The organism is Niabella agricola (assembly GCF_021538615.1).
Classification (GTDB): domain Bacteria; phylum Bacteroidota; class Bacteroidia; order Chitinophagales; family Chitinophagaceae; genus Niabella; species Niabella agricola.
Genome location: NZ_JAJHIZ010000003.1, coordinates 1845826 through 1870272, shown reverse-complemented (window position 1 = coordinate 1870272; position 24447 = coordinate 1845826). Strand labels below are relative to the sequence as shown.

Here is a 24447-nt window from a genome sequence, read left to right as displayed (position 1 = left end):
AGCGCCCTAAGGGAACTATACCTGTATAGGACTGCGATCTGCCATTGCGGAGCCGGGTGCCGGTTCAATGCTGGTATCTTTTCGGGAAACTTTTGAAAGGATGGATTCCAACAGTGGGCGCATATTGTTAAGGTTTTGAGTTTTAATCATAAAATTCCACAAGGGTTCAAATTTCTTCCAGCCACCAGCATAAAAGAAATGTTTCAACCGGTGTCTGAGTGAATCGTGGGAAAAGCTGCTCCTGAAGATATTGGACCAGCTGTAGAAGCTCCGGTACGCCCAGTCGTACCCGTTTTTTAGTTCTGCGGCTGTTAACCCGGTTGTTTTGTATACGACATTGCGCGTGTCATATAGATCCCAGTCTTTTGTAAGAATGCGGCCCTGCTGCTCCATGTTACTGTACATCCTTGTGCCGGGATAGGGGGTAAGAATATGGTAGGTAGCCGTTGTAAGGGAGTGGGAAACACCCCAGTCAACCGTTCGCTTAAATACGTCCGGATCGTCATCGTCCAATCCAAAAACAAAGCTGCCGTTGATCATAATTCCCAAATCATGCAGGCGGTTTACAGCCTGGATATAGTCCTTTTTTAGATTCTGCTTTTTGTTGCTTTGGCGGAGGTTTTGGGGAGAGAGTGTTTCAAAACCTACAAAAAGGCTACGAAGTCCGGCTTTGGCAGCTTTTTCAATCAGGTTGCCTCTTAGTATCGAGTCAACAGTGGCGGCCCCCTGGAACACACGGTTCATGCCGCGCATGCCTTCAAAGAGGCCTGCTGCGAATGTAGTGTTTCCCAGCAGGTGATCATCCAGGAAATACAGATGACGCCCGGGCAGCTGCTCTATTTCAGAAAGCGCATCATCCACCTGTTGTGTATAGAAACTTTTGCCACCCTCAAAGAATGCATCTTTATAGCAGAAGTCGCAGTGGTGCGGGCACCCTCTTGTAACCACAATGGAGTTGGGCACCAGGTAGCGGCCGCGTTTGATCAGATCGCGTCTTACAGGCGGAATCCCCTGTAAAGTCCGGACAGAGCTGCTATATATTTTATTGGGAACACCGCTTTTAAAATCCCGTAGAAACTGCGGAAAAGTGGTTTCTCCCGGTCCCAGGAAAATGGAATCGGCATGAGGGAGGGCTTCGTCGGGAAGTGCTGTTACATGCAGGCCTCCCAGGATCACATAGCACCCTTTTGCCCGGTAGTGGTCTGCGATCCGGTAGGCGCGGTAAGCATTGGTGATATAGACCTGTATGATCACCAGGTCCGGTTCATCGCCGAGATTCAGTATTTCTACATGCTGATCCTGTAAATCTATTTCATCCTCCGGCGATAAATAAGCAGCCAGCATTGCCAGCCCGAGGGGCGGGAATAAGGAATACTTTATCGGTCGCCAGAAAGGGCTTTCGGCTTCTACAAGCGCCGGCAGTATCATTTTTACTTTCATGGGTTATTTTTTTAAGACCAACACGGTAAGGATCACGATGGTGGCCAAAAGGGTAATCAGAACGAGCAGGTTATACGCTTTCATAACTATAATTTTATAAACTGGTAATAAAGTGTTTTGGATAGCAACGGCCTTTTTTGTTCTGCTTCGATGTGTTCTATAAATGGTGTTTTTTTATCCGGGGTTGTCTGCCGGATCTTCGTGTTGTACAGGAGCTGGCGGTTGTAGGGCAGACTGAGCGCATAATCGATATCAAAAGATGGTTGATGTTCCAGGTTATATTTGGTAACGATCCAGCTCCAGTTTACAACGCAGCCGACGATGAGGGTGGTATAGAAAACCCACAGCATACGCCCGGCCAGGAAGGCATTGGTTTTGCGGTTTTTGATCTTTAAGATGGTGAACAGCAGTCCGGCAATGCAAAGCAATAAGAAGATATACACCCCGATCCTTTTGAAAGTAAGTCCGTAGGCTTCGATATACTGGTTGTTCTTTAAGGCTACAACACCTGCCAGGAAGAGGTTAAGCAGGATCCAGGTGTAGGCGCTGTTCCGGAGCAGGCGCGCTTTTGTATCAAAATTAAGACCGCCTTTAAAGAATAGCATAATCACCAGGATTGCCATTACTATGGAAAAGATGAGCAGGTATACGCGTTCATGTAACGCGCTGCTCAAACTGCCACCGGTGTTTTTATTGCCAAATTGTTCAACGCAATAAGTAACAATAAAAAATAATACAAGAATGTTCAGCAGTATGAAGGTGATCTCAGCGCTTTTGCGATAAAAACCAGCATCGGGATGTTGCCGGTCTTCTAATGAAAAGCGATATGCTTCCTGGAAATGATCGCTGATCTTATTGTTGACCAGGAATAATTGAGATGGCGCCCAATAATGCACAAAGCAGAACATCAGGAAGAATCCCAGTGCGGTCAGGAATCCGATCTGTAAAAAGTCGGCATTCCAGTTGATATAAAAAAAGGATTGGAACAGGTCGCTGCTGAAACTGTAGATCACCAGGAATATCGCAGCCAGCGCTGCGGGGATCAGAAAGTAGTAGATGGCTTTTTTGTAAAAGGTGGCGGTAAAAATGCCGTTGACCGGCAACCAGCCGGTAAGTACCGGGGCCCGGAAAAGGAAGCTGATAAAATTAACCGCCCCGGCAAAAGGAATCAGCAATACATGTATGGCCGGCTGGTGTGCCTTGCAGGTCAGGGCTGCCAATGAGGCAAAAACGGCCAGGAAGGAAACCGGGTCGCCATACCAGGCAAAAGCTCCTGTTGCGATACCCAGCGCAGCTGTCAGCCACCAGAAGGTGGTATTGTGGTTTTCTTTTTTTGTGGTCATTACAATCGCCAGCCAGGCAAGGAGCGTAAAGAGGCTGCAGTTCAAACCCGGCTCGCGGTTGTAGAACAGGGCTACAAATATTGCAACGCCCAGGAACAGGACAAGATTTTTTTTCATTTTTATTGTTTTGAAAGTACTTTGAAATTCAAAGTGATTATGTAAAAAAAATTATTTCAGTAAGCGGCCCAGTGCGTTAATATGCTGTACAAAGGCATCCTTTCCCCCACGGGTGATTTTGTAAGAGGTTTTTGTTTTTTTTCCTACAAATTCTTTTTTCACTTCAATATATTTTTTGGTTTCCAATGCGGCAATATGACTGGCCAGGTTGCCGTCCGTAACGCCCAGGTGCTCTTTCATCTCCAGGAAATCCACCCAGCCATTGACCACCAGCACCGACATAATGCCCAGTCGTACCCGGCTTTCAAAATCCTTATTTAATTTTTCTATAATGCTCATGATGCGCGGCTGCGAATATCCTTACTTATATTTTTTGTACATCAGTAATCCATAAATGATGTGCAATATACCAAACCCCAGGGCCCAAAAAACGAGGCCATAGCCCGGGATAAACGCTGCAACGATTCCCAGGAAGGTTTCACAATACCCCAGGTACTGGATATCGGAAAACGTATATTTGGCGGCATTAATCAAGGCCAGTCCATAAAAAAGCAGGGTGGCCGGGGCTATAAGTCCAAACAGCCCATGGTAAAACAGGGCCATGCAAAACAAACCGCCTGCAATCAGCGGAGTCAGGAGATGACTTAGTAATAGCCGGGTGGTACTGGTCCATATTTTTAATCCGTTCCGTTTGCTTTTCTGGATGGTAAAAAGAATGCCGGACCCAACGGCAAGAACCAGGACCACAACTGCCAGCAGGATGAGTTTCCATTCCAGCTCATAGTTGTATGTATACCGGCTACCGGAAAAATAATCGATATCGTGTTGCTGAAACAGCCAGTAGGCGATGGCGGCACCGATCAGTGCAATCGTACCTGCGGCAACACCTGATAACCCGTTCAAGGAAATAAAACGGGAAGAGCGTTCCATCATCTGGCGAATATGCTGCAGGTCATCTTTTGGATCATTCATTTTGAAAAGTACTTTGAGGTACAAAGTAAATAAACGCATTTTATACCTCCAAATTTATTTTCCGATCCTGCAGGCGAGCAGGTCTTGTCCGGTTGGATAGCCGATGAAGAGGTACTGGCTGATGATGGTTTAGAACTTGTGTATTATTGGCTGGTATGTCTGGAGGGCGGGTTGGTCGCCGTTTACAGGCGTTGGTCGATTTGGCAGCATGTGCACCGGCATATATCCGTACTTGCGCCCGGATGAAATAACCGTAGCGGCCATGCGTACGGCCCCGGGGCCGCGCTGCCGTTAACGCACTGCATCCGGCAAAATCTTTACGAAACAGATGAACGATGAACCGACTGACGCTTATGTTGCTTTTTTGTACCGCTATTCAGGCGGCTTCCGGGCAACGGATATTGAAAGATACCCTTCCGCTCTCACTGGAGCTGGAACTGGGCCTGATCGATCTTCCCTTTATGACGGATGCTGCCAAAACGGAAACGATCCGCAGGCTGGATGGAAGCGCAGCCGTTCCCGGGCGTTTTAACGGCAAAGGCTATGGTGTTTTTTACCGCAATCCCGGCATGACCCAGGCTACTGATATGGCGCATAACCTGCATGGAAGTCTTTACTATGCACATAATGCGCTATGGCAGCGGTTGAAAAAGCCCCGTACTACCGCAGGCTATGTGCTGAACCGGTTGCTGGCAAATGCAACCGCGCTGGGTACGGATTACCTGGCCATTAAATTACCTTATGGTTATGCCTTTCAGCATGAAGAGTTTCACCGGGCTGTAATGACGGCAAGGCATATCTATAGTTATGATGCCGTTTGGGATTTTGGCAAGGGACTCGATATTGCCGTAACCCGGGTAAAAGACGCCGACCTGGTATACCTGAAAAAACATTTTCCCGCAGACCAGGTGCGACTGTTGGCTGCAGGTGTGGAAGGCGAGTACGCCTACTTCCGGCGTATGCAGCAGGATAATTTTTTCCGGAAAAGCGGGTATCCGTTTGTGGGTTTGTCCTTGTTAGGAACCTTTCATGCCATCAACTATGTTAAGCTGCCGCTTTCGGGCCGGTTTAACCGCATTACAGACAGCATCCTGGCGCAGGATAAAAACAATATCCTGGCCCGGGATTTTACGGGGTATGACTTTTCATCCTGGGTATATGATTTATTTACGCCGGAGGAAGCGTATGCCGCACGCGGTAACTGGCCGGGTGGGGTGGGGATCAAACGGCCGGTAAGTGCAGCGCAGCTTAACCCGGAGATGAAGCGCTTTCTGAAGGAGACCGGCCATATGCAATACCTCAACCTGGTAAGCCCGTTTATGATCGGCATCAACCGCATACAACTGCGCCCCGGGGTATTGTTCAATTTTGCCTTGCGCAGCGTGCCCACTTCTTTTGGTTATTACGCCGGGGGTGATTTTTTCCTGGATCTGTATAACCGCCAGTTCCTGGTAAGCCTTGGGGTAAACAGGAATGATGCGCTAACGCTGCCTGCGCTGGAAATGCGTACATATGGACTGCGAAAAACAGCATCCGCACGATTTGATTCGGATGTACACCTGGCGGCATGGTTGCAACCCAGGGACCAGCTCTTTTTTTCACGGAAGGGCGTTCTGGGCATGAGCCTGGGCGTGCAGCCGCATTATGCGCTTACCAGGCGTTTCAGCCTGATGGGATCGTTTTCGTATAAGACCCGTGGCTGGATGTTTGAAAATCCGTACCTGGATCAGAAGTGCACGGGGAACCTTGGCTTCCGGTGGAAGGTTTGGTAAGCTATTGCCGGACACACGCAGCTTTACCGGATGGTTAGGCGGAATCAGCTATTTTTGCAATCTATGACGAACAAAAAGCAAAATGCAAAAAAAGAAGAGCCCATTATCCTGGTGACCAATGATGATGGGGTTGCTGCGGCCGGTATCCGCAACCTGGTGGAAGCGGTAAGGGGGCTTGGTAAAATTGTGGTGGTGGCACCGGATAAACCACAGTCGGGAATGGGGCACGCCATCACGATCGGGCATCCGCTGCGTTTGTATGAGGTAGAGCTGTTTGAGGGCGTACGCGCCTTTTCCTGTTCCGGTACCCCTGTGGATTGCGTAAAACTGGCGGTGGATAAGATCCTGCACCGCAAGCCCGATATTTGTGTAAGCGGCATCAATCATGGCGCTAATCACAGCATCAATGTGATTTATTCCGGAACCATGTCGGCTGCTATGGAGGCCGCCATAGAAAGCATCCCGGCCGTAGGGTTTTCCCTGCTGGATTATGGAGCGGAACCGGATTTTTCGGCCTCCCGGCAATATGCGCGGCTGATTGTAGAAAAGATGCTGCGGAAAAAACTGCCTCAGCATTTCCTGTTAAATGTAAACATTCCCAAAGCATCACCGGAACAATTGAAAGGATATAAAATCTGTAAACAGGCCTATGCCAAGTACCAGGAGAAATTTATCGAACGGAAGGACCCGCATGGCCGGAATTACTACTGGCTTACCGGTGAATTTGTAAATTTTGATAAATCAAAGGATACCGATGTATGGGCGTTGGCGAACAACTATGTAAGCGTGGTTCCTGTAGAATTTGATCTTACAGATTATGGCCTGAAGCAGAAACTGGAAAAAGACTGGGGAGAATCGAAGTAATGCAAAATGGATTCAAATATTATATCATAGCCGGAGAGGCTTCCGGCGATCTGCACGGCGGCAACCTCGTGGCAGCCATCAAACAATTGCAGCCGGAAAGCCGGATCAGGGGCTGGGGAGGTGACAAGATGCAGGCTGCAGGTATGCAGCTGATCAAGCATTACCGTGAGCTGGCCTTTATGGGTTTTGTGGAAGTGGTGATGAACCTGAAGACCATTATGAACAACCTGCGCTTTTGCAAGGAGGACATTCTGGCGTTTAGACCGGATGTATTGGTATTGGTGGATTATCCCGGTTTTAATCTGCGCATCGCCAAATGGGCGCGGGAGCAGGGAATTAAAGTGGTATACTATATCTCACCACAGGTATGGGCCTGGAAGGAGGGAAGGGTGAAAATGATGAAACGTTGCATTGATAAAATGCTGGTGATCCTGCCATTTGAACAGGCCTATTATCAAAACAAATGGAACTGGGCGGTAGATTATGTAGGGCATCCGCTTATTGAAGAGATCGACCGGAAAAAGAAAACAGGAAGCGACCTGATAATCCGTGATGCCTTGGGTGCACCGGTAACCAAACCGGTTATTGCATTGCTGCCGGGCAGCCGTAAACAGGAGATCGAAAAGAAACTGCCGGTAATGCTGGAAGTAAGCCGGGCATTTCCCGATTATCAATTTGTGGTGGCACAGGCTCCGGCGGTAGAGGATAGCTTTTATCAACAATTTACGGTACAGTACCCCAATGTAAGCATTGTAAACAACCGTACCTATGATGTATTGCTGCAGGCCACTGCGGCGTTGGTTACATCCGGAACGGCCACGCTGGAAACCGCCCTGTTTGGGGTACCGGAAGTGGTTTGTTACAAGGGCTCGGAAATCAGTTACCAGATTGCAAAGCGGGTAATTAGCATCAAATATATTTCGCTGGTGAACCTGATCATGGATAAACCCGTGGTTAAAGAATTGATCCAGGGGGAAATGAATACGGCCAATATCATTGTTGAGCTAAAAGCCCTGCTATTTGATGAGCAGCGGAAAGCAGCGTTGAAAAAGGATTATGCAGAACTGCACCGGATGCTGGCGGCAGAAGGCGATGCCTCCCGGAAAGCGGCAGCCATTATTACAGCGTTCAGCGCGTCAGCAGCCGGATAATGATGAAGATGATCGCAATCAAAAACAATAAAATACTCAGCCGGTTGATGCCGTGCATATAACCCACCCATTTGCTTTTGGGAGTATTCGGATCTTTCTTTTTTAAGAATAGGTATTGTGCGATTTGATCCCAGATGCCCATTTTACGAACAGTTTAAAACGCAAAGGTACGATTATTGGCTTTCAGCGGTCAATCATCAGCTATCAGACATCAGCCTTCAGCAATCAGAGGATTGAGTTTTTAGTGTTGAGATTCCGGACGAACCGTCTTTCTACGCCATCCTGGTCCTCAATGCCCGAATTCCAATCTGACTATTCCATTCCTGATTCTCAACCCTCGATTCTCAATTCTCGCTTCTCTATTTCAATGACTAACACCTGGTAGCTGATTTCTCCCGGTAATCTTTTAAACATATCAGGGTTAAAACTTATTTTTGCGGCCTATGGCAACGGATAGCAATAAATTTCAGGCGATTATATCGCATTGTAAGGAGTACGGGTTTATTTTCCCCAGTAGTGAGATCTATGACGGATTACAGGCGGTGTATGACTACGGTCAATGGGGTGCTGAATTAAAAAAGAATATCAAGGATTACTGGTGGAAATCCATGACGCAGCTGCAGGACAATATCGTGGGCATCGACGCTGCGATTTTCATGCATCCTACTACCTGGAAGGCCAGCGGGCATGTGGACGGGTTTAATGACCCGATGATCGACAACAAGGATAGCAAAAAGCGTTACCGGGTAGATCACCTGATCGAATCGCATACTGACCAGTTAAAGGCCGATGGCAAGGAAGCCGAAGCAGCCGCCATCATCAGCGAAATGGAAAAGGCAGATGCGGCGGGCGACTTGGTGGCACTGAAAAAGATCATTGACGACAATAAGATCAAATGTGCAGTCAGCGGCACGGCCAACTGGACGGATATCCGGCAGTTCAACCTGATGTTTTCTACAGAATTCGGATCAACTGTTTCCTCAGAAGATGAGAACAACAAAGTATACCTGCGTCCCGAGACGGCCCAGGGGATCTTTGTAAACTTTTTGAATGTGCAGAAGACCGGGCGGATGAAAATTCCCTTTGGTATCGCACAGATCGGTAAGGCTTTCCGGAACGAGATCGTTGCCCGCCAGTTTATTTTCCGCATGCGGGAATTTGAGCAGATGGAAATGCAGTTCTTTATCAAACCCGGCACTCAGAAAGAGTGGTATGAGTACTGGAAGGCAGAGCGTTTGAAATGGCACCTGGAGCTGGGTGTTCCGCAAACAGAATACCGCTTTCATGATCATGTGAAGCTGGCACACTATGCTGATGCGGCCTGCGATATCGAATACAATTTCCCAATGGGCTTTAAAGAGCTGGAGGGGATTCACAGCCGTACCGATTTTGACCTGAGAAATCACCAGGAGTACAGCAAAAAGAAAATGCAGTACTTCGATAATGATATCGATCCCGAAACCGGGAAGCCGGTCGGGAATTATATCCCTTATGTGATTGAAACGTCTATCGGTTTAGACCGGATGTTTCTTTCCATGATCTGCGCTGCTTATACGGAGGAGGACCTGAGCACTCCAGAAAAGCAGGATAGCCGGGTAGTGTTAAAATTTCCGGCCAAGCTGGCACCAATCAAACTGGCGGTATTCCCGCTGACCAAAAAAGACGGACTGCCGGAAATTGCAGCAGATATTATGGCGAAATACCGGGCTGATTTCAAATGTTTCTATGAAGAAAAAGATACCATTGGTAAACGCTACCGCCGGATGGATGCGCTGGGTGTGCCGTTCTGCGTAACCGTGGATCACCAGACAAAGGATGATAACACCGTTACCATCCGCCACCGGGACAGCATGGAGCAGGAACGGATCCCCATTGACAGGATCGGGGAATTGGTGGGCGCCGCAATCAAATAAGGGTTCTTAAAAAAACTAATAAAAAAGACAACACATCCGGAGTGCCGGGTGTGTTGTCTTTTTTATGGCATTTTGCGTACTTTGCAAAAAAAGCGATTTATGAGAAAAGTCCTGTTTATATTAACCGCAGCACTATTTACGATCAATATGATACATGCACAATCTATTGCAGGGGCCTGGAAAGGTACCCTGGATGTTCAGGGGGCAAAGATCTCCCTCGTCTTTCATATAAAAAATGAAAATGAGAAACTGGTAACCACCATGGATAGCCCGGAACAGGGTGCCAGTGGTATTCCGGTTGACAGCACCGGTTTTGCGGATAACAAACTGAGTCTTGCTATGAAAACCGCCGGCATCAGCTATAATGGTATGCTTAGCGGGAATACCATTACCGGCGATTTTAAACAGGCGGGAATGACCATTCCTTTGATACTTACAAAAATAGTGGTCACAAAACCCGGTGACACAACGCTGCCTTCATCTGAAGCTGCCTTAGAGGAGATCAGGGCGCAGGATAAAGGCAACTATAAGTATAAAGTGGAAGATTATTTCGCCCGGCCAAAATCATCCCAGTTCCAGCTTTCGCCCGGCGGCAAATACCTTTCTTATATGGAAAAGGATGATGCCGGGAAACGCCATGTATATGTGAAAGAAATTGCAACCGGCAAGGTGAACAGAGCCATTGAAGAAAAAGACGAGTTGATCAAAGGCTATGGCTGGATCAATGATGAGCGGCTGGTTTATGCGATGGATAAGGGCGGCAATGAAAACTATCATATTTATGCAGCCAATGTGGATGGCAGTAATGCATTGGATCTGACACCTTTTGAGGGGGTGCAGGCGAGCATCGAGCGGATCCTGAAAGATCAGAAGAATTACATGATCATTTCAATGAATAAGGATAACAAACAGATCTTTGAACCGTACAAGGTAAATGTTGTTACCGGTCAGCTGGAGAAATTATATGAGAACAAGGACGTAAACAATCCCATCGCCGGTTATGATTTTGATAAAGACGGTCATCTCCGGGGATTTACAAAAATGTTCCAGGGGATAAAATCGCAGTATTTTTATAAGCCCTCCGGTGCTAAAGACTATGAATTATATTTTACAAATAACTGGGATGATAATTTCAACATTCTTTCTTTTAGTTATAATCCGTCGAACCCTGATGAGGCCTATGTTTTAACCAATCTCGATTCAGATAAATCGCGCATTATCTTATACGATTTTAAAAAGAAGGAAAAAGTTAAGGAACTGTTTGCGAACAAGGATTATGATGCCGGTGGTCTGGGTCTTTCCCGTAAACGCAATTATGAGATCGACTATTATTCCTATGAAGGTGAAAAAGAAGAGGTGATCCCGGTAAGCGAGCTGTTTAAGAAAATGAGTGCCAACCTGAAAAAAGAATTCAGGGCGTACCAGTTCGTGATTACGGGTAAAACGGATGATGAAAGCAAATACCTGATATATGTGACGAGCGACCGGCTGGTTGGCAAATACTACATATATGATGTGGCATCTGGTAAAACCAGTTTTTTATATGACTTAATGCCGCAGCTGAAAGAGACGGATATGGCCGTCATGCAGCCTATTTCATTTAAAAGCCGGGATGGTAAAACGATCCATGGTTATATTACGCTTCCCGCTCCGGCCCTTCGTGGAGAGAAAGTGCCCCTGGTGGTAAATCCTCACGGAGGTCCGCAGGGCGTACGGGATAGCTGGGGATTTAACCCCGAAGCTCAGTTGTTTGCCAGCCGGGGTTATGCTACTTTACAGGTGAATTTCAGGATCAGCGGTGGTTATGGTAAAGACTTTTTAAGAGCCGGCTTTAAACAAATCGGGCGCAAGCTGATGGATGATATCGAAGATGGCGTACAATATGTAATTAAAAAAGGATGGGCAGATCCTGCTAAGAAAGCGATTTATGGGGGAAGTCATGGTGGGTATGCTACACTGATGGGATTGGTGAAAACGCCTGATCTGTTTACCTGCGGGGTGGATTATGTGGGCGTATCTAATATAGAAACCTTCTTTTCCTCTTTTCCCGAATACTGGAAGCCTTATAAAGAAATGGTAAAGCAGATTTGGTATGACCTGGATAATCCCGAAGAAGCAAAGATCGCGAAAGAAGTTTCGCCCTTTTACCAGCTGGATAAAATTAAAAAGCCGTTGCTGGTGGTGCAGGGAGCAAATGACCCGAGGGTAAATATTCACGAGTCGGACCAGATCGTTAAAGCCCTGCGCGCTAAGGGCTTTAACGTGCCGTATATGGTAAAATATAATGAAGGGCACGGATTCCAACGGGAAGAGAACCGGATCGGATTTTATAAAACGATGCTTGGGTTTTTAGCGCAATACTTAAAATAATATCACCGGTACAGGACAAAGGCTCCAATAGCGGTTGGTAGCTGGTTGTATTGATGAATTGAAAGCTGGCGTAAACAGATACAGATGGCCTTTTATGATCTTTCAAAAGCAGACCGGGTCCTGCTGGTTACAAAAATCAATGGATATCTGGAAAAGGCTGTTGCCGGAGGCCGGTATGAAAACAGCCTGCTGTATTTTAATGATCCCGACACTTATATCCGCAAAGCGGCTTATCTGGCCGTTGGCCGTCTTTACATTGCAAGGCCGGAACTACAGGCCTCCGTTTTGAACACGCTGGAACAATTGTTACCACACAAAAGTTTCTATGTCCGCCAAACAGTGGTGAACACCGCCGGTGAGATCGGGAAAAAGGATTTTAAAGTAGTGCAGTCGTTTTTTGATAAAGGATTATTTGATGCGCACCACGCGGTAAGGAACGCGGTGATCGGATCCTTAAAAAAAATGGGCGAGGCAAACCCGGTGCCGGTGCTGCAATGGGCAAGGCAATACCTCCACCATGAAGATAAAGAGATTCGTCGTGAGATCTGCCATGGTATCGAGCTGCGCGGACGGAAACATCCCCAGGATATTCTGCCACTGTTAAAGGAACTGGAATTTGACAAAACGACCCGTGTCCGGAATACGCTGGTGCATGTACTGGGGCAGATTGCTTATAAAAACGGATGCCTGTCCATAGTGCTGGCCGACCTGAAAACCTGGAAGAACACGGAGGTGGTGGCGGGTGCACTGGAAGAGATCATTGACGTACACGACCGGTATAAAGATTTTGCCGTACTTACCCAGGATGAAGCAAGGAGGATGGTTGCCGCCTATTTTGATCAGTAGTAAACTGCTGCCGGTCCGGTTGTTCTGCCGATGCTGCAGGATCGACGAAATATACAGGCTTTAGGCGCCTTCCGGTTCTCCTTGTTCTACTGTGGGAATCCAGCTATTGTACCGGTTGTTTTGTTAATCAACCTAAGCTATATGCGGTTCCGGGATAACCCTTTCAGTGGCTTCTGTGTCGGAAGCGGTCAGTTGTGCCGGCTGTTTTTTCCGACCATAAGTAATATACAATGCGGCCGCTGTAAATAACAGGGCTCCCGCAATATTGCCTGCTGTTACAGGTATTTGATTGTACAGCCACCAGTCTGCGATGCTTACCGGTGCGCCCAGTAATATCCCTTCAGGGATGACAAACATATTTACCACCGCGTGCTCAAAACCTTGCGCAAAGAACATAAATACGGGAATCCATGCGGCGAGGATCTTCCCGATGGTGGAGGAGGAAGTGAGCGCCAAAACCACTCCCATCGTTACCATCCAGTTACAAAGGATGCCCTTGATGAAAGCGGTGGCGATGCCTGCACCTCCCAACTGACCATAGCCGGTGGTTTTTGCTTCGGCAATTTTTATAATGGCGGGAATCAATGGTGAAGTGTGGGTTTGGCCAAAGCTGGTGACGGATGCCCAGAACAAAAATGCATATATCAGCGCGCCGAGCAAATTGGCCCCATATACAATTGTAAGGTTACGCAGGAGCAACGGCATTGGTAATGTTTTATGAAAATAAGCTACAGGAAGCAGGGCAAAACTTCCCGTAACCAATTCCAGCCCCATCAGCACCACCACCACAAAACAAATAGGAAATAGGAGGGCGCCAATAAGCGGGATGCCGGTTTGCACGCTGCCGGTAACGGCAAGTGTAGTGCCGATGCCCAGTAACATTCCGGATAACGTGCCTCTGACAAAAAGGTCAGTGGTATTTAGCCGGCCTTTGTCGGTTCCGGACTGAATCATCAAGGCAACGACTTCTGCAGGTCTTTTGTAATCCATAATTCAGGTTTTAGGTCAATGTATGAGCTTGCTGTTTATAATTGCTGTGTTTAGAATTTATAGCCAATGCCAACGCCCAGGTTCCATCTTCCATCGGAAGCGGCCGTTTTTGCATTGTAGTACAGGGGTACCTGTACGGCCAGGTGTTTATAGGAGGCGCTGAGGCCGCAACCCAGTGAGGGAGTAAGGGCTGCATTTTTTGTAGCATTGGCCGGCGCTTTGTCTTCTTTAATACGCAGTGAAGGCAACATGCCCAGGCTGATGCAAAAAGGTTTGTGGGTCCATTTGACAGCCGGTCCGCCAAAGTTGATAAAGGCGCCTTTGTCAACATAGCCGGCTATCACCATGCCATCCCAGAGGGAGGCGCTTGTTTGGGAAGGAGCCGTTTGGGCGGTAATGACTTTCGTCAGCAGCAGCATTGCTGCCAGTGTGAGCAATTTTTTAGGAGTACGGTTCATGCATTAAATGGTTGTTGGATAAAGTGTATGAATAGATGATACATCGATGAAAATATTCCCTTCCTGCACTTTTACGGGAAAGGTTTTAATGGCGCTGCAGGCGTCGTCATTAAGGCATCGCCCGTCCTGAAGCGAAAATGTCCTTTTGTGAAACGGGCAGGCTACCTTGGGTTCACCTTGCTGGGAGCCCAGCATCCCCCGGCTTAAAGCCATTTGTTTTTTGTGCGGACACAGGTTCTGGGTGGCGTACCACTCATTGCGGTGGGTAAAATAATACAGGGCAATCTGCTCTGTTCCATACTGCACGCATACGCCTCCGTTGTGCGGCATGTCTGTTGCCTTACAGGCATAGATCCAGTTGTTTTTTTCCATAAAAAAGATTGAAAAGAAGTTTACCATTCAGCGGCCTTCTTTTGTCCGCGCATGGTTTCGAATAGTACTGTAGGGTCTTTGGTTTCGGGCGCGTTAATGAAGTGTGTAAAGCGCTTCCGCAACTCGGGGGTCTCAACCGCCTTTTTCCATTCGCATTCATAATGATCCACGAGTGTTTGCATTTGTGCCTCCAGTTCCGTGGCAATATTCAGGCTGTCATGCACGATTACATTTCTCAGGTAATCGATGCCGCCTTCCATTTTATTGAGCCAGGTGGCGGTACGTGTAAGCGGATCGGCAGTTTTAATGTAAAACATCAGGAACCGGTCAATGTAACGGATACAGGTTTCGGAGTCGATATCAGCGGCCAGTAATAAAGCGTGCTGGGGCTTGGAGCCGCCATTACCACACACGTAAAGGTTCCAGCCTTTTTCCGTTGCAATGATGCCAAAGTCTTTGGACTGTGCTTCGGCACATTCCCGGATGCAGCCGGAAACGGCCGATTTGATCTTGTGCGGAGCCCTTAGCCCTTTGTAACGGTTTTCTACACGTACTGCAAAGCTTACACTATCGTGTAAACCAAACCGACACCAGGTAGAGCCTACGCAGCTTTTCACTGTACGCAGTGCCTTTCCGTAAGCATGGCCGCTTTCGAAACCGGCAGCGATCAGTTCTTCCCAGATAAGGGGCAGATCATTTAAATGAGCGCCAAAAAGATCGATCCGTTGCCCACCGGTTATTTTAGTGTACAGGTTATATTTTTTCGCAACGGTTCCAATCACAATGAGCTTCTCCGGTGTAATTTCCCCGCCCGGAATACGGGGTACCACAGAATACGTGCCTCCTTTTTGAATATTGGCTAAAAACCGGTCGTTGGTATCCTGTGAGGTTGCATTTTCATTTTTGATGATCAGCGCATTCCAGAGACTGGCCAGGATGGAACTGATGGCCGGCCGGCAAACTTCGCAGCCGTCTCCGGTACCGAAGGAATCCAGTACTTCATCAAATGTATGCAGGTCTTTGATCTTTATCAGGTCGAAAAGCTCCTGGCGGGAGTAGGCAAAGTGTTCGCAAATGATATTGCGTACAATCTTGCCTTGTTTCTTTAGGGTGGCATTGATAATGTCTTTTACCATCGGTGTACATCCGCCGCAACCGGAACCCGCGCCGGTACATTTTTTCACGGCATCAAAGGATTCGCAACCGTTCTGAACAACGGCATCCTCAATCGCCTGCTTTTTTACGCCTTCACAACTGCAGATCAGGGCTTCGGCGGGAAGTTCGAAGTCGTTGTGGTCATTTTCGGTTTTGTCTGTTGATACGATCAGGTTGGATGGGGAAGACGGTATGGCCAGTTTGTTGGTACAGATCTGCTGTAGCTTATTGTAGGCTTCAGCATCGCCTACCAGGATGCCTCCCAACAGCTGGGTTCCATCATTGGAAATATTGATGCGTTTATAAATGCCTTTGTGGTTGTCGTGGTAAACGATGGAGCGTGCTTCCTTATCGTCTATAAAAGGATCCCCAAAACTGGCCACATCAATGCCGATCAGTTTCAGTTTGGTGCTCATATCAAATCCGCTGAATTGTTTGTTGCCTCCGGTAATTTGATGTACCGCCACTTCAGCCATTTCGTAGCCGGGGGCTACCAAACCGTAAACGGCGCCTTCGTGTACCGCGCATTCGCCAATGGCAAAAATTGAAGGATCGCTGGTCTGCATCTGGTCATTTACGGCAATGCCTCCCCGGTGTCCGATCTGCAAACCGCATTTTCTTGCCAGCTCATCGCGTGGCTTAATGCCGGCGGAAATGACCAGCATGTCTGTGCTGAGGATGCTGCCATCTGTAAACATCAGCCCCGTAATGGTTTCATTACCCAGGATCACGGCAGTATTTTTTTGCGTATGCGTGGTGATGCCCAATGTCCTTAGTTTTTCTGTAAGCACATAAGATCCTCCGTCATCGATCTGCCGTGGCATCAGACGGGGTGCAAACTCAATAACATGCGTATTGGTAATGCCCAGGTCCAGCATGGCCTTGGCCGCCTCCAGTCCTAAAAGCCCGCCGCCGATTACTACGGCGGATTTGGCAATCTTCGCATGCCGCCAGATCAGATTGAGGTCTTCTATAGTGCGATACACAAAAACCCCGTGCTTGTCAACACCGGAAATAGGGGGTACAAAAGCTGCTGAACCGGTCGCAAACACCAGGTAATCGTAGGAAAATTGTTTGCCCTCAAAAGAAGTTACTGTTTTCAGATCGCGGTCTACCTGAACCACCGGATCACCGAGATGGAGCGCTACATTGTTTTCCGAGTACCAGTTCATCGGTTTCATGCAAAGATCCTGAACCGTTTTGCCGGCAAAATAGGCACTCAGATGAACCCGGTCATAAGCGGGAAGGGTTTCTTCTCCAAATACGGTTAGTTCAAAATGCTCCCGCTTTTGAGCGATCAGTTTCTCGCAGAATTTTTGGCCCACCATGCCGTTGCCAATAACAATAATTTTCATATTATTTTATTTTTTGAGCAGAATGACAGGCAATCATAAATATTATAAAAATATAAATATTAAATATTTTATGGTTTATAATATAAAATTGTGTTCAAATATACTGAAAATATATTTTAAAAAATATTTTGAATATAAATTTGTAATTTTATTTGTAAAAAATATTGTATTGTTTTATTTATAATATGTATTTATGACGAAATTATCTCTTATCGGGGCAGGACCAGGTGATCCGGAATTGATTACGGTAAAGGCGCTCCGGGCGCTTCGGAAGGCCGACGTGATACTGTATGACGCCCTGGCTAACGAGGAGTTGCTGGTGCACGCTCGAAATACGGCTGTTGTGCAATTTGTGGGCAAGCGTTTTGGTTGTCATGCTTTGAGCCAGGAAGAGATCAATCTGCTTATTATTGCCTACGGCCAATGCTGTAAGCATATCGTACGTTTAAAAGGTGGGGATCCGTTTGTGTTTGGCCGGGCGCAAGAGGAGATCGATGCTGCTATTGCAGCCGGAATGGAGGTGGAAGTAATCCCGGGTGTTTCCAGTGCACTTGCTGTGCCTGCATCGGCAATGATTCCATTAACCTGCCGGGGAATCAATGAAAGCTTTTGGGTAGTTACGGGCACCACAAGGTCTGGTGAATTGTCGAAGGATATTGCATTGGCTGCGCAGTCGTCTGCAACCGTGGTGATATTAATGGCCATGAGTAAGCTGGAAGCCATCACCGATATTTTTGTCGCAGCCGGAAAGGGGGAAACAGCTGCTGCAATCATACAAAATGGAACGCGGTCCGATGCCAGGATGGTAACGGGTAAGGTAAAGGATATTGCATTCCGGGCACAACACGAGGGATTGGGTAACCCGGCGGTTATTATTATTGGTGAGGTAGTGAACCTGAACCGGGGTCTGAGGAATAAGATGGCTGTTCATAAAAAAATGCCAGGAATAAGCGAGGTGCGCCTGTGAGCGGTTTCTTTGTAATATGCCGTATTTATCGGGTCAACATTTGCGGCAAACAATACTCAAACGAACCATATAATGAAAATAGCAGTAGCTCAAATAAGACCGGCAAAAGGTAATATCACCGAAAATGTAACAGCGCATAAAAAAATGATCGACCTGGTAATTGCCCGGAAAACAGATGCCGTATTTTTCCCCGAACTTTCGATCACGGGCTATGAGCCCACACTTGCAAAAGTATTCGCACAAGACAGGGATGATAAAATATTTGATGATTTTCAGGAAATGAGCAATGAAAATAACATAACTATTGGTGTTGGCGTACCAACAAAAGCAAATGCGGGAATACAAATCAGTATGTTGATCTTTCAACCGAATGTACCGAGAAAAACCTATTCAAAACAGCAGCTGCATGCGGATGAGTTCCCCTATTTTGTTGGTGGTGATGAACAAATTATTTTGACGATCAATAAGGAAAAAATTGCTCCGGCAATTTGTTATGAAAGTTTGCAGGCAGGGCACTCAAACAAAGCAATGCTGCTGGGAGCAAATATTTACGTTGCAAGTGTTGCTAAATCTCAAAATGGAATTGATAAAGCAATGCAACACTATCCGGCTGTTGCAAGAAAATTTTCGATACCCGTTTTGATGTCTAATTGTGTTGGATCTTGCGATAATTTTCAAAGTGTCGGAAAAAGTTCCGTGTGGACAAAACAGGGAGCATTGATCGGGCAGCTTGCCGATCAACAAGAAGGAGTTTTGATTTTTAACACTGAGACGGAAGAGATCATTGAACAAGCAATAACGTTGACATAGGCTCAGGTTCATCAAATTATCAATAACCCAGCAACAGGTGGGGGAAGTTATTCAATAACTTTGTTACATGAAACCGGAAATTGTAATTGAATATTGTCCAAAATGTAAATGGCTGCTGCGTGCGGCTTATATAGCGCAGGAATTGCTGACTACGTTTGAACAAGAGCTGAGAAGCGTAAGTCTTCAGCCAAGCGCAGTGAGCGGACGTTTTCAGATTGATCTGAACGGGGAATGCATTTTTGACCGGGAGCGGTATGGCGGTTTCCCGGAAGTAAAGGAATTGAAACAAATGGTACGGGACCAGGTATGTCCGGGTAGGAGCCTGGGACATAGCGATGTTAAACCGGGGCCGGGGGATGAGCGCTGAACGCCGGCCGATGATACTGATGAGGTATGCAGGTTACGGATGATTGAACGATGAATCTCTTGCTTTTGCAGGGGAAAACGGTGAAAACCTGCCGGCTAAACCGTTTGTAACCCCAGGCTTGTTTTTTCAATTTTTATAAACTGATCTTTTCCGGTATCGCATAGGGGGCAGGTATAGGCAGAGGGCAGTTCAGCGAATGCTGTGCCGGAAGGAATACAATGTTCGGGCTCTCCGATGCAGGGATCGTAAATGGTAAGGCAATGCGGGCATTGATGCACGCAGGTGTCTTCTGGAGCCGCTATTTCAGGCACAGGCAGGGAGGCACTTTCAGCAGGAAGCTGGTTTGGATCGGCCATCCGGGTGTAAAAGTCTTTTAATGAACGGTTGAGGTATTTGACAAGCATGAATTTTGGAAGGTTGCTGCCGGCTATAAAACCCGTTCGTTTGTTGGGATTGTACGCGTGGGCGCAAAGGATATCGTAAACGTAAAACAGGGCTTTGTTGCCTAACTGAAAGAAAGGTTTGCGCTTTACCAGGATGCTGCTGAAGATTTCACTTTTTTTACGGGTTTTGATGCCGATGCAAAGGCCGAAGGTTCTGGTATCGTGGGTGTTTAGTTTTTTTACCAGGTATTGCTTTAGCCGGGTGGCAGGTGAGCTGTTGTCTTCTACCTGGAAATTTAATTCATTGGCAGCATGCCGCATGTTAATGGTGTGTGTATTCAAAAGCGCGTTCCATAAGGGCTTGTCTTTTTCTGTGATCCCTTTTACGATGATGGACTTCCAGGGGGTAGCGCAAAGCTGACCGATCTTTGTTTGCAAACAGATCCGGCAGAGATCTTTCAGGAATGCGGTGGAAAACAACTCATCTCTCCGGTACACTCCCAGCCAGTATTTATTGTTGTACCTGTGCAGTCCTTCATAATAAGGGAGGTTGAAATCGGGCAATAAGGCGGGTTGTGCCGCGGGTTTAGTGATATAAGCATTGTTGCCCAGTAAACGGAAAAGGAGCCGTCCATCGGCATCGGGCTGATCGTAAAATAAGTGCGGGTGTGTCCATATAAGCGATTCGATAGCCCGGGAACATTGAGCTATATCATTGGTGTACACCATTTGGTCCCACTCATAAATGATATTGGTTTTTGGGAACCGGATAAAAAGATGCCAGAAATGCGGTGTGTCAACGGCCGCCACCCAATTGATATTGCCGGTGAGCAGCGGGGTGAAACTCTGGTTGCTGTCGGAGATGTTGATCTTTACTTTCGGCGTGTAGTCAACCGCATCCAGGATGTCCTTGTATACGCCTTCGCTTAGCCAGGTGTGATTGATGAAAATTTCTTCAGCAGGATAGGAGGTAACCATATTGGGAAATGCGTCCTGGCCGGTTTCGTAAACGAGCTTTGTTGTTTCCAGGTAGGCCTTAAGCGGATGCAGCGCATCTGCCCGGCCGCTGATCAGCAGTTGCTGCCGTAATCCAAAACGGACCTGGTCCGTGCCATTGTTTTCCAGTTGCGCGAGTATCTCATGCAATACGCCCGGCGATATAATGCCTCCGGGAAAATTGATTTTTATAGTGATTCTTTCGCTCATATGTGCTGTATTTAAAGGCTGACTGCTTTTGAGGCCGTTTCCAATGCTCGTTCGAGAACTGTTTTGACCTCCGGTTTGCAGCTGCCACAGCCCATTCCTGCACCAGTCAGCTGGCACAGTTGTAAATGATCTGTACAGCCTTCTTTAATTTTATTTATCAGATTGCCTTCTCCTATGTTGTTACAGCTGCAGATCAACCTGCCGATTACCGGCTCGGGCGCTTTTCCGGAACGTAGCAGCTGTAGCCGTTTTTCACTGAGTTCGATTTTGTTTTCAATGAGGTTGCGGTATTCCAGAAATTCCTGCTTATCACCAATGAGGATGGCGCCCACCAGGCGATCGTTGTGGATGATGCATTTTTTATAATAGCGCTGTGCTTTATCTATAAAAACCACTTCTTCATATGCGGGATCGTTGGGACATTCTGGCATCCCCAGGGAGCAGAGATCGGTGCCGTGCATTTTCAGAATGTTCATTAATAGCGAGCCATTGTAATACCGGGTGATGTCTCCGTTCAGATAGCGGGCTGCAATCTCGGCCTGTTGTTCCGCCGCAGCGGTAATGCCATATAGCATGCCTTTGAATTCTGCGATTTCACCAATGGCAAAAATGCCGGGAGCCGAGGTTTGCAGGTATTCATCAACCACGACGCCTCTTTTGCATTCCAATCCGGCCATTCGCGCCAGTTCAATATTAGGGGTGGTACCAATCGCAAATACAATGGCGGTGCAGGTAAGCGTACGCCCGCTTTTGAGGAGGATGCCGGTTACTGCAGTGTTGCCCAGGATGCGTTCCGTTGCGTCATTGAAATATATTTCGATGCCCTTGTCGGTCAGTTCCTCGTATAAAAGCTGACTGCCCAGGGCGTCCAGCTGCCGGTCCATCATCCGAGACGATCGGTTAAGGATGGCAACGTCGATGTGCATCTCCCGGAGCGACGCTGCCAGTTCCACGCCCAGCAGGCCGGCGCCTACGATCACTACCCGGCCCTTTTGCTGCCGGATGTAGGCTTTAAAAGCGTCTGCATCCGGCCGGCTACGCATCGTAAAGATGCCCTTCATCTTTGGTATCTCTTTTGGCATTGCCGGGTTGCTGCCGGTGGCAAGGATCAGGATATCATAGTTGTGTATATGGCCATTGCTGTCTGTTACGGTTTTGAGGTCCCGGTCAATATGCGTGATGCTTACTCCACGATGCAGTTTGATGTTGTGGCTGTATTCTTCGGCTGCTGTCATTTTTATAAGCCCGTTCCATTGCAGTGTGCCGGTGATATAATCAGGGAGCAATACCCGGTTGTAAAAAGGGGTATTTTCTTTGCTGAATACCTCAATGCTGTCATCGGTATTCAGTGACCTGTAGCTTTTTACAAAGCCGCAGGCCCCGGCCCCGGCGCCGATAACAAGAATCTTTTGTACGGGTTTTTTATATAGTGCTACCTGTACTGCTGTGAACTTAAAATCCGGTTCTTTACTGTGGGGGTCCACCAGGTTATTGGTAAGGTTGTTAGCCCGTGTCAGGTCGCTGTTCAGTATCTTTCCCCAATGCATAGGCATGAATACAACGCCCTGTTTAATGGTGTGGGTCGGTTTGGCTTTTACCCTCGCCGTGCCGCGGCTGCTTTGGATTTCAACCAGGTCGTTGTCTCCTATATTGCGTGCCGCCGCATCCGCCGGATGGATTTCCAGGAATGACTCGGCGATATGCTGTTTGAGCTTATTTACCTTACCTGTTTTGCTCATAGTGTGCCACTGGTCACGTATGCGGCCCGTGGTTAAGATAAGCGGATGTTCCGGCGTGAGTGGTTCGGATCTGTTTTGATCATCAAACGCATGGATGATGGCGCGTTGTGAAGCAGTGTGAAATCTTTTATCCTCAAACAACCGCCGGGTGCCCGATTGCATATTGGGGTCTTCTGCATCAAGGTGCGCTGTGGTGAAGGGCCATTGAATGCTTCTGCGTTGCTGAAGTAGCGCATAGCTAAGATTGCTGATGTCGATATGGGTGCCCCTGGTTAACGCGGCGTGTTCGTCGAAGATGTCAGCCGGACTTTCAAAGTCGAAGCCTTTAAATCCCATTTTTTGTGCGAAGCGACAAATAATGGTGGCGTCTGGTAATGCTTCGCCAGGCGCCTCCGTTATTTTTTGCAGATAACTGATGCGGCGCTCGGCATTGGTCATGGTGCCTTCCTTCTCCGTCCATGCGGCGGCCGGCAACACTACATCGGCATAGTTCAGGGTTTCGGGCTTGTTGCTGATTTCCTGCACCACTACAAATTTTGCTTTTTTTAATGCGGTTTCGGCCCTGCGCACATCCGGCAGGCTAATGAGCGGATTGGTGCATAAAATCCAGATGGCTTTCAGCCGCCCATCTTCCAGCGCTTCAAACATTTCGGTAGCGGTAAGCCCAGGTTTGGAAGAAATGGTTCCCGGTGCAACGCCCCAGAATGCTTCCACCTCTTTACGGTGTGTTTCGTTGGTTAAGTTGCGGTGGGCGGGTAACAGGTTGCTCAATCCGCCTACTTCCCTGCCGCCCATAGCATTGGGCTGGCCGGTTAGAGATAAAGGGCCGGAGCCTGGTTTCCCGATATGGCCGGTGATAAGATTGAGATTGATAAGAGAGAGGTTCTTCTGAACACCGACCACACTTTGGTTTAGTCCCATTGTCCATAGGGTAATAAACCCTTTTGCATTGCTGATGTATTCCGCGGTTTGCAGGATGGCTGCTTCGGAAATCCCGCAGTGTATTGCAGCTTCGGAAATGGTTTTTTGAAAAACGGTTGTTTTGTATTGTTCAAATCCTTCTGTGTGGTCCTTTATAAAAGAGTGGTCGATGCAGCCGTTCTCAATCAAAACCCTTCCGATGGCATGGTGCAGGGTGATATCGGTGCCGGGATTGAGTTGCAGGTGCAGATCGGCGATTGAGCAGGTTTGGGTATAGCGTGGATCACTGACAATGATCTTGAGGTTGGGGTTCTGTTGTCTGGCTGCTTCTATCCGCCTCCACAAGATCGGATGACACCAGGCGGGGTTGGCGCCGGCTACAAAAATCACGTCTGAAAGTTCCAGGTCTTCATAGCATGCCGGAACGCTGTCTTCTCCCAGGCTCATTTTGTAAGCGACCACCGCACTGCTCATGCAAAGCCGGGAGTTGGTGTCGATGTTATTGCTGCGAATAAAACCTTTTATTAGTTTGTTTACCACATAGTATTCTTCGGTAAGGCATTGACCTGATGCATAAAATGCGACGGAGTCGGGACCGTATTTTTCAATAAGGGTTTTAAATACGGCTGCGGTCCGTTCCAATGCTTTGTCCCATGCAACCCTTGCCCGTGGTCCGCTTTTGCTGTATCGCATTTCCGGGTAGAGTAACCGGTCGCTTTGATCATTTACGGTGTAATGCAGATTCATGCCTTTACTGCAGAGCATGCCTTTATTTACCGGGTAATCGGCATCGCCGGTTACCTGCAGTTTGCCCAGCTTATCTTTATGTACAGAAATGCCGCAGCCCACGCCGCAGTAACAGCAGGTGGTTTTTGCTGTACTGTCGGTAAAATGCTGATCTGGTTTTGGAATGCTCATAAATAAAAGGAACTGTTT

At 47.6% G+C, this 24447-nt stretch carries 20 protein-coding genes; 9 read left to right on the top strand and 11 right to left on the bottom strand.

Annotated features, from left to right (window positions below):
• Window positions 1-15 precede the first annotated feature (15 nt).
• The 4 genes from LL912_RS13205 to LL912_RS13190 form a co-directional block, all read right to left on the bottom strand.
• A complete protein-coding gene (locus LL912_RS13205) occupies window positions 16-1440 on the bottom strand; it encodes a B12-binding domain-containing radical SAM protein (RefSeq protein WP_235554044.1) in 1425 nt (474 codons plus the stop codon).
• Window positions 1441-1526: 86 nt separating this feature from the next.
• Entirely contained in the window at window positions 1527-2900 is a 1374-nt protein-coding gene (locus LL912_RS13200) for a DUF4153 domain-containing protein (protein ID WP_235554043.1), read from the bottom strand.
• A gap of 51 nt (window positions 2901-2951) precedes the next feature.
• A complete protein-coding gene (locus tag LL912_RS13195; RefSeq protein ID WP_235554042.1) occupies window positions 2952-3239 on the bottom strand; it encodes a winged helix-turn-helix domain-containing protein in 288 nt (95 codons plus the stop codon).
• A 21-nt stretch (window positions 3240-3260) separates the two neighbouring features.
• Window positions 3261-3911: a hypothetical protein gene (locus LL912_RS13190; protein WP_235554041.1), complete on the bottom strand. Its 651-nt coding sequence runs from the start codon at window positions 3909-3911 to the stop codon at window positions 3261-3263.
• Window positions 3912-4207: 296 nt separating this feature from the next.
• Between LL912_RS13190 and LL912_RS13185 the strand changes: the two genes are divergently transcribed.
• The 3 genes from LL912_RS13185 (at window position 4208) to lpxB (ending at window position 7659) form a co-directional block, all read left to right on the top strand.
• Window positions 4208-5644, top strand: coding sequence for a hypothetical protein (locus LL912_RS13185; protein WP_235554040.1), 1437 nt, complete (start codon window positions 4208-4210; stop codon window positions 5642-5644).
• A 63-nt stretch (window positions 5645-5707) separates the two neighbouring features.
• Entirely contained in the window at window positions 5708-6508 is an 801-nt protein-coding gene (gene surE / locus LL912_RS13180) for a 5'/3'-nucleotidase SurE (RefSeq protein ID WP_235554039.1), read from the top strand.
• Window positions 6508-7659 (top strand): lipid-A-disaccharide synthase, encoded by a 1152-nt coding sequence (gene lpxB / locus LL912_RS13175; protein WP_235554038.1) that lies wholly within the window; start codon window positions 6508-6510, stop codon window positions 7657-7659. The genes surE and lpxB overlap by 1 nt, the downstream gene beginning before the upstream one ends.
• Here the strand turns inward: lpxB and LL912_RS13170 are convergent.
• On the bottom strand, window positions 7637-7801 hold the full coding sequence (locus tag LL912_RS13170; RefSeq protein ID WP_235554037.1) for a DUF6728 family protein: 165 nt from the start codon (window positions 7799-7801) through the stop codon (window positions 7637-7639). The genes lpxB and LL912_RS13170 overlap by 23 nt on opposite strands.
• A gap of 301 nt (window positions 7802-8102) precedes the next feature.
• Here LL912_RS13170 and LL912_RS13165 point away from each other — a divergent pair, with 301 nt between their 5' ends.
• From LL912_RS13165 to LL912_RS13155, 3 genes are all read left to right on the top strand, one after another.
• Complete coding sequence (locus LL912_RS13165; protein WP_235554036.1) at window positions 8103-9572, top strand: glycine--tRNA ligase; 1470 nt, start codon at window positions 8103-8105, stop codon at window positions 9570-9572.
• Window positions 9573-9671: 99 nt separating this feature from the next.
• Window positions 9672-11942: an alpha/beta hydrolase family protein gene (locus LL912_RS13160; protein ID WP_235554035.1), complete on the top strand. Its 2271-nt coding sequence runs from the start codon at window positions 9672-9674 to the stop codon at window positions 11940-11942.
• 84 nt (window positions 11943-12026) lie between these two features.
• Window positions 12027-12788: a HEAT repeat domain-containing protein gene (locus LL912_RS13155; protein WP_235554034.1), complete on the top strand. Its 762-nt coding sequence runs from the start codon at window positions 12027-12029 to the stop codon at window positions 12786-12788.
• A gap of 132 nt (window positions 12789-12920) precedes the next feature.
• Here the strand turns inward: LL912_RS13155 and LL912_RS13150 are convergent, their stop codons facing one another.
• The 4 genes from LL912_RS13150 to nirB are packed head-to-tail and all read right to left on the bottom strand — an operon-like array spanning window position 12921 to window position 17118.
• Complete coding sequence (locus tag LL912_RS13150) at window positions 12921-13778, bottom strand: formate/nitrite transporter family protein (RefSeq protein ID WP_235554033.1); 858 nt, start codon at window positions 13776-13778, stop codon at window positions 12921-12923.
• Between the two features lie 50 nt (window positions 13779-13828).
• The gene (locus LL912_RS13145; protein ID WP_235554032.1) at window positions 13829-14236 is read right to left on the bottom strand and encodes a hypothetical protein; all 408 of its coding nucleotides are present in this window, start codon (window positions 14234-14236) and stop codon (window positions 13829-13831) included.
• Window positions 14237-14239: 3 nt separating this feature from the next.
• Window positions 14240-14608 carry a nitrite reductase small subunit NirD gene (gene nirD, locus LL912_RS13140; protein WP_235554031.1) on the bottom strand — a complete coding sequence of 123 codons (369 nt, stop codon included), beginning with the start codon at window positions 14606-14608 and terminating at the stop codon, window positions 14240-14242.
• Window positions 14609-14628: 20 nt separating this feature from the next.
• On the bottom strand, window positions 14629-17118 hold the full coding sequence (nirB, locus tag LL912_RS13135) for a nitrite reductase large subunit NirB (RefSeq protein WP_235554030.1): 2490 nt from the start codon (window positions 17116-17118) through the stop codon (window positions 14629-14631).
• Between the two features lie 193 nt (window positions 17119-17311).
• Between nirB and cobA the strand changes: the two genes are divergently transcribed.
• From cobA to LL912_RS13120, 3 genes are all read left to right on the top strand, one after another.
• Entirely contained in the window at window positions 17312-18085 is a 774-nt protein-coding gene (gene cobA, locus LL912_RS13130; RefSeq protein WP_235554029.1) for a uroporphyrinogen-III C-methyltransferase, read from the top strand.
• Between the two features lie 72 nt (window positions 18086-18157).
• Window positions 18158-18895 carry a carbon-nitrogen hydrolase family protein gene (locus tag LL912_RS13125; RefSeq protein WP_235554028.1) on the top strand — a complete coding sequence of 246 codons (738 nt, stop codon included), beginning with the start codon at window positions 18158-18160 and terminating at the stop codon, window positions 18893-18895.
• A 67-nt stretch (window positions 18896-18962) separates the two neighbouring features.
• Window positions 18963-19262 carry a SelT/SelW/SelH family protein gene (locus LL912_RS13120; RefSeq protein WP_235554027.1) on the top strand — a complete coding sequence of 100 codons (300 nt, stop codon included), beginning with the start codon at window positions 18963-18965 and terminating at the stop codon, window positions 19260-19262.
• A 95-nt stretch (window positions 19263-19357) separates the two neighbouring features.
• Here the strand turns inward: LL912_RS13120 and LL912_RS13115 are convergent, their stop codons facing one another.
• Window positions 19358-20851 carry a rubredoxin gene (locus LL912_RS13115; protein ID WP_235554026.1) on the bottom strand — a complete coding sequence of 498 codons (1494 nt, stop codon included), beginning with the start codon at window positions 20849-20851 and terminating at the stop codon, window positions 19358-19360.
• Between the two features lie 11 nt (window positions 20852-20862).
• Complete coding sequence (locus tag LL912_RS13110) at window positions 20863-24429, bottom strand: nitrate reductase (protein ID WP_235554025.1); 3567 nt, start codon at window positions 24427-24429, stop codon at window positions 20863-20865.
• Window positions 24430-24447: the final 18 nt, after the last annotated feature.

Excerpts from the sequence above, each read along its gene's own strand:
- LL912_RS13205 (WP_235554044.1), bottom strand. The coding sequence starts at position 1,440 with ATGAAAGTAAAAATGATACTGCCGGCGCTTGTAGAAGCCGAAAGCCCT.
- LL912_RS13200 (WP_235554043.1), bottom strand. The coding sequence starts at position 2,900 with ATGAAAAAAAATCTTGTCCTGTTCCTGGGCGTTGCAATATTTGTAGCC.
- LL912_RS13195 (WP_235554042.1), bottom strand. The coding sequence starts at position 3,239 with ATGAGCATTATAGAAAAATTAAATAAGGATTTTGAAAGCCGGGTACGA.
- LL912_RS13190 (WP_235554041.1), bottom strand. The coding sequence starts at position 3,911 with ATGCGTTTATTTACTTTGTACCTCAAAGTACTTTTCAAAATGAATGAT.
- LL912_RS13185 (WP_235554040.1), top strand. The coding sequence starts at position 4,208 with ATGAACCGACTGACGCTTATGTTGCTTTTTTGTACCGCTATTCAGGCG.
- surE (WP_235554039.1), top strand. The coding sequence starts at position 5,708 with ATGACGAACAAAAAGCAAAATGCAAAAAAAGAAGAGCCCATTATCCTG.
- lpxB (WP_235554038.1), top strand. The coding sequence starts at position 6,508 with ATGCAAAATGGATTCAAATATTATATCATAGCCGGAGAGGCTTCCGGC.
- LL912_RS13170 (WP_235554037.1), bottom strand. The coding sequence starts at position 7,801 with ATGGGCATCTGGGATCAAATCGCACAATACCTATTCTTAAAAAAGAAA.
- LL912_RS13165 (WP_235554036.1), top strand. The coding sequence starts at position 8,103 with ATGGCAACGGATAGCAATAAATTTCAGGCGATTATATCGCATTGTAAG.
- LL912_RS13160 (WP_235554035.1), top strand. The coding sequence starts at position 9,672 with ATGAGAAAAGTCCTGTTTATATTAACCGCAGCACTATTTACGATCAAT.
- LL912_RS13155 (WP_235554034.1), top strand. The coding sequence starts at position 12,027 with ATGGCCTTTTATGATCTTTCAAAAGCAGACCGGGTCCTGCTGGTTACA.
- LL912_RS13150 (WP_235554033.1), bottom strand. The coding sequence starts at position 13,778 with ATGGATTACAAAAGACCTGCAGAAGTCGTTGCCTTGATGATTCAGTCC.
- LL912_RS13145 (WP_235554032.1), bottom strand. The coding sequence starts at position 14,236 with ATGAACCGTACTCCTAAAAAATTGCTCACACTGGCAGCAATGCTGCTG.
- nirD (WP_235554031.1), bottom strand. The coding sequence starts at position 14,608 with ATGGAAAAAAACAACTGGATCTATGCCTGTAAGGCAACAGACATGCCG.
- nirB (WP_235554030.1), bottom strand. The coding sequence starts at position 17,118 with ATGAAAATTATTGTTATTGGCAACGGCATGGTGGGCCAAAAATTCTGC.
- cobA (WP_235554029.1), top strand. The coding sequence starts at position 17,312 with ATGACGAAATTATCTCTTATCGGGGCAGGACCAGGTGATCCGGAATTG.
- LL912_RS13125 (WP_235554028.1), top strand. The coding sequence starts at position 18,158 with ATGAAAATAGCAGTAGCTCAAATAAGACCGGCAAAAGGTAATATCACC.
- LL912_RS13120 (WP_235554027.1), top strand. The coding sequence starts at position 18,963 with ATGAAACCGGAAATTGTAATTGAATATTGTCCAAAATGTAAATGGCTG.
- LL912_RS13115 (WP_235554026.1), bottom strand. The coding sequence starts at position 20,851 with ATGAGCGAAAGAATCACTATAAAAATCAATTTTCCCGGAGGCATTATA.
- LL912_RS13110 (WP_235554025.1), bottom strand. The coding sequence starts at position 24,429 with ATGAGCATTCCAAAACCAGATCAGCATTTTACCGACAGTACAGCAAAA.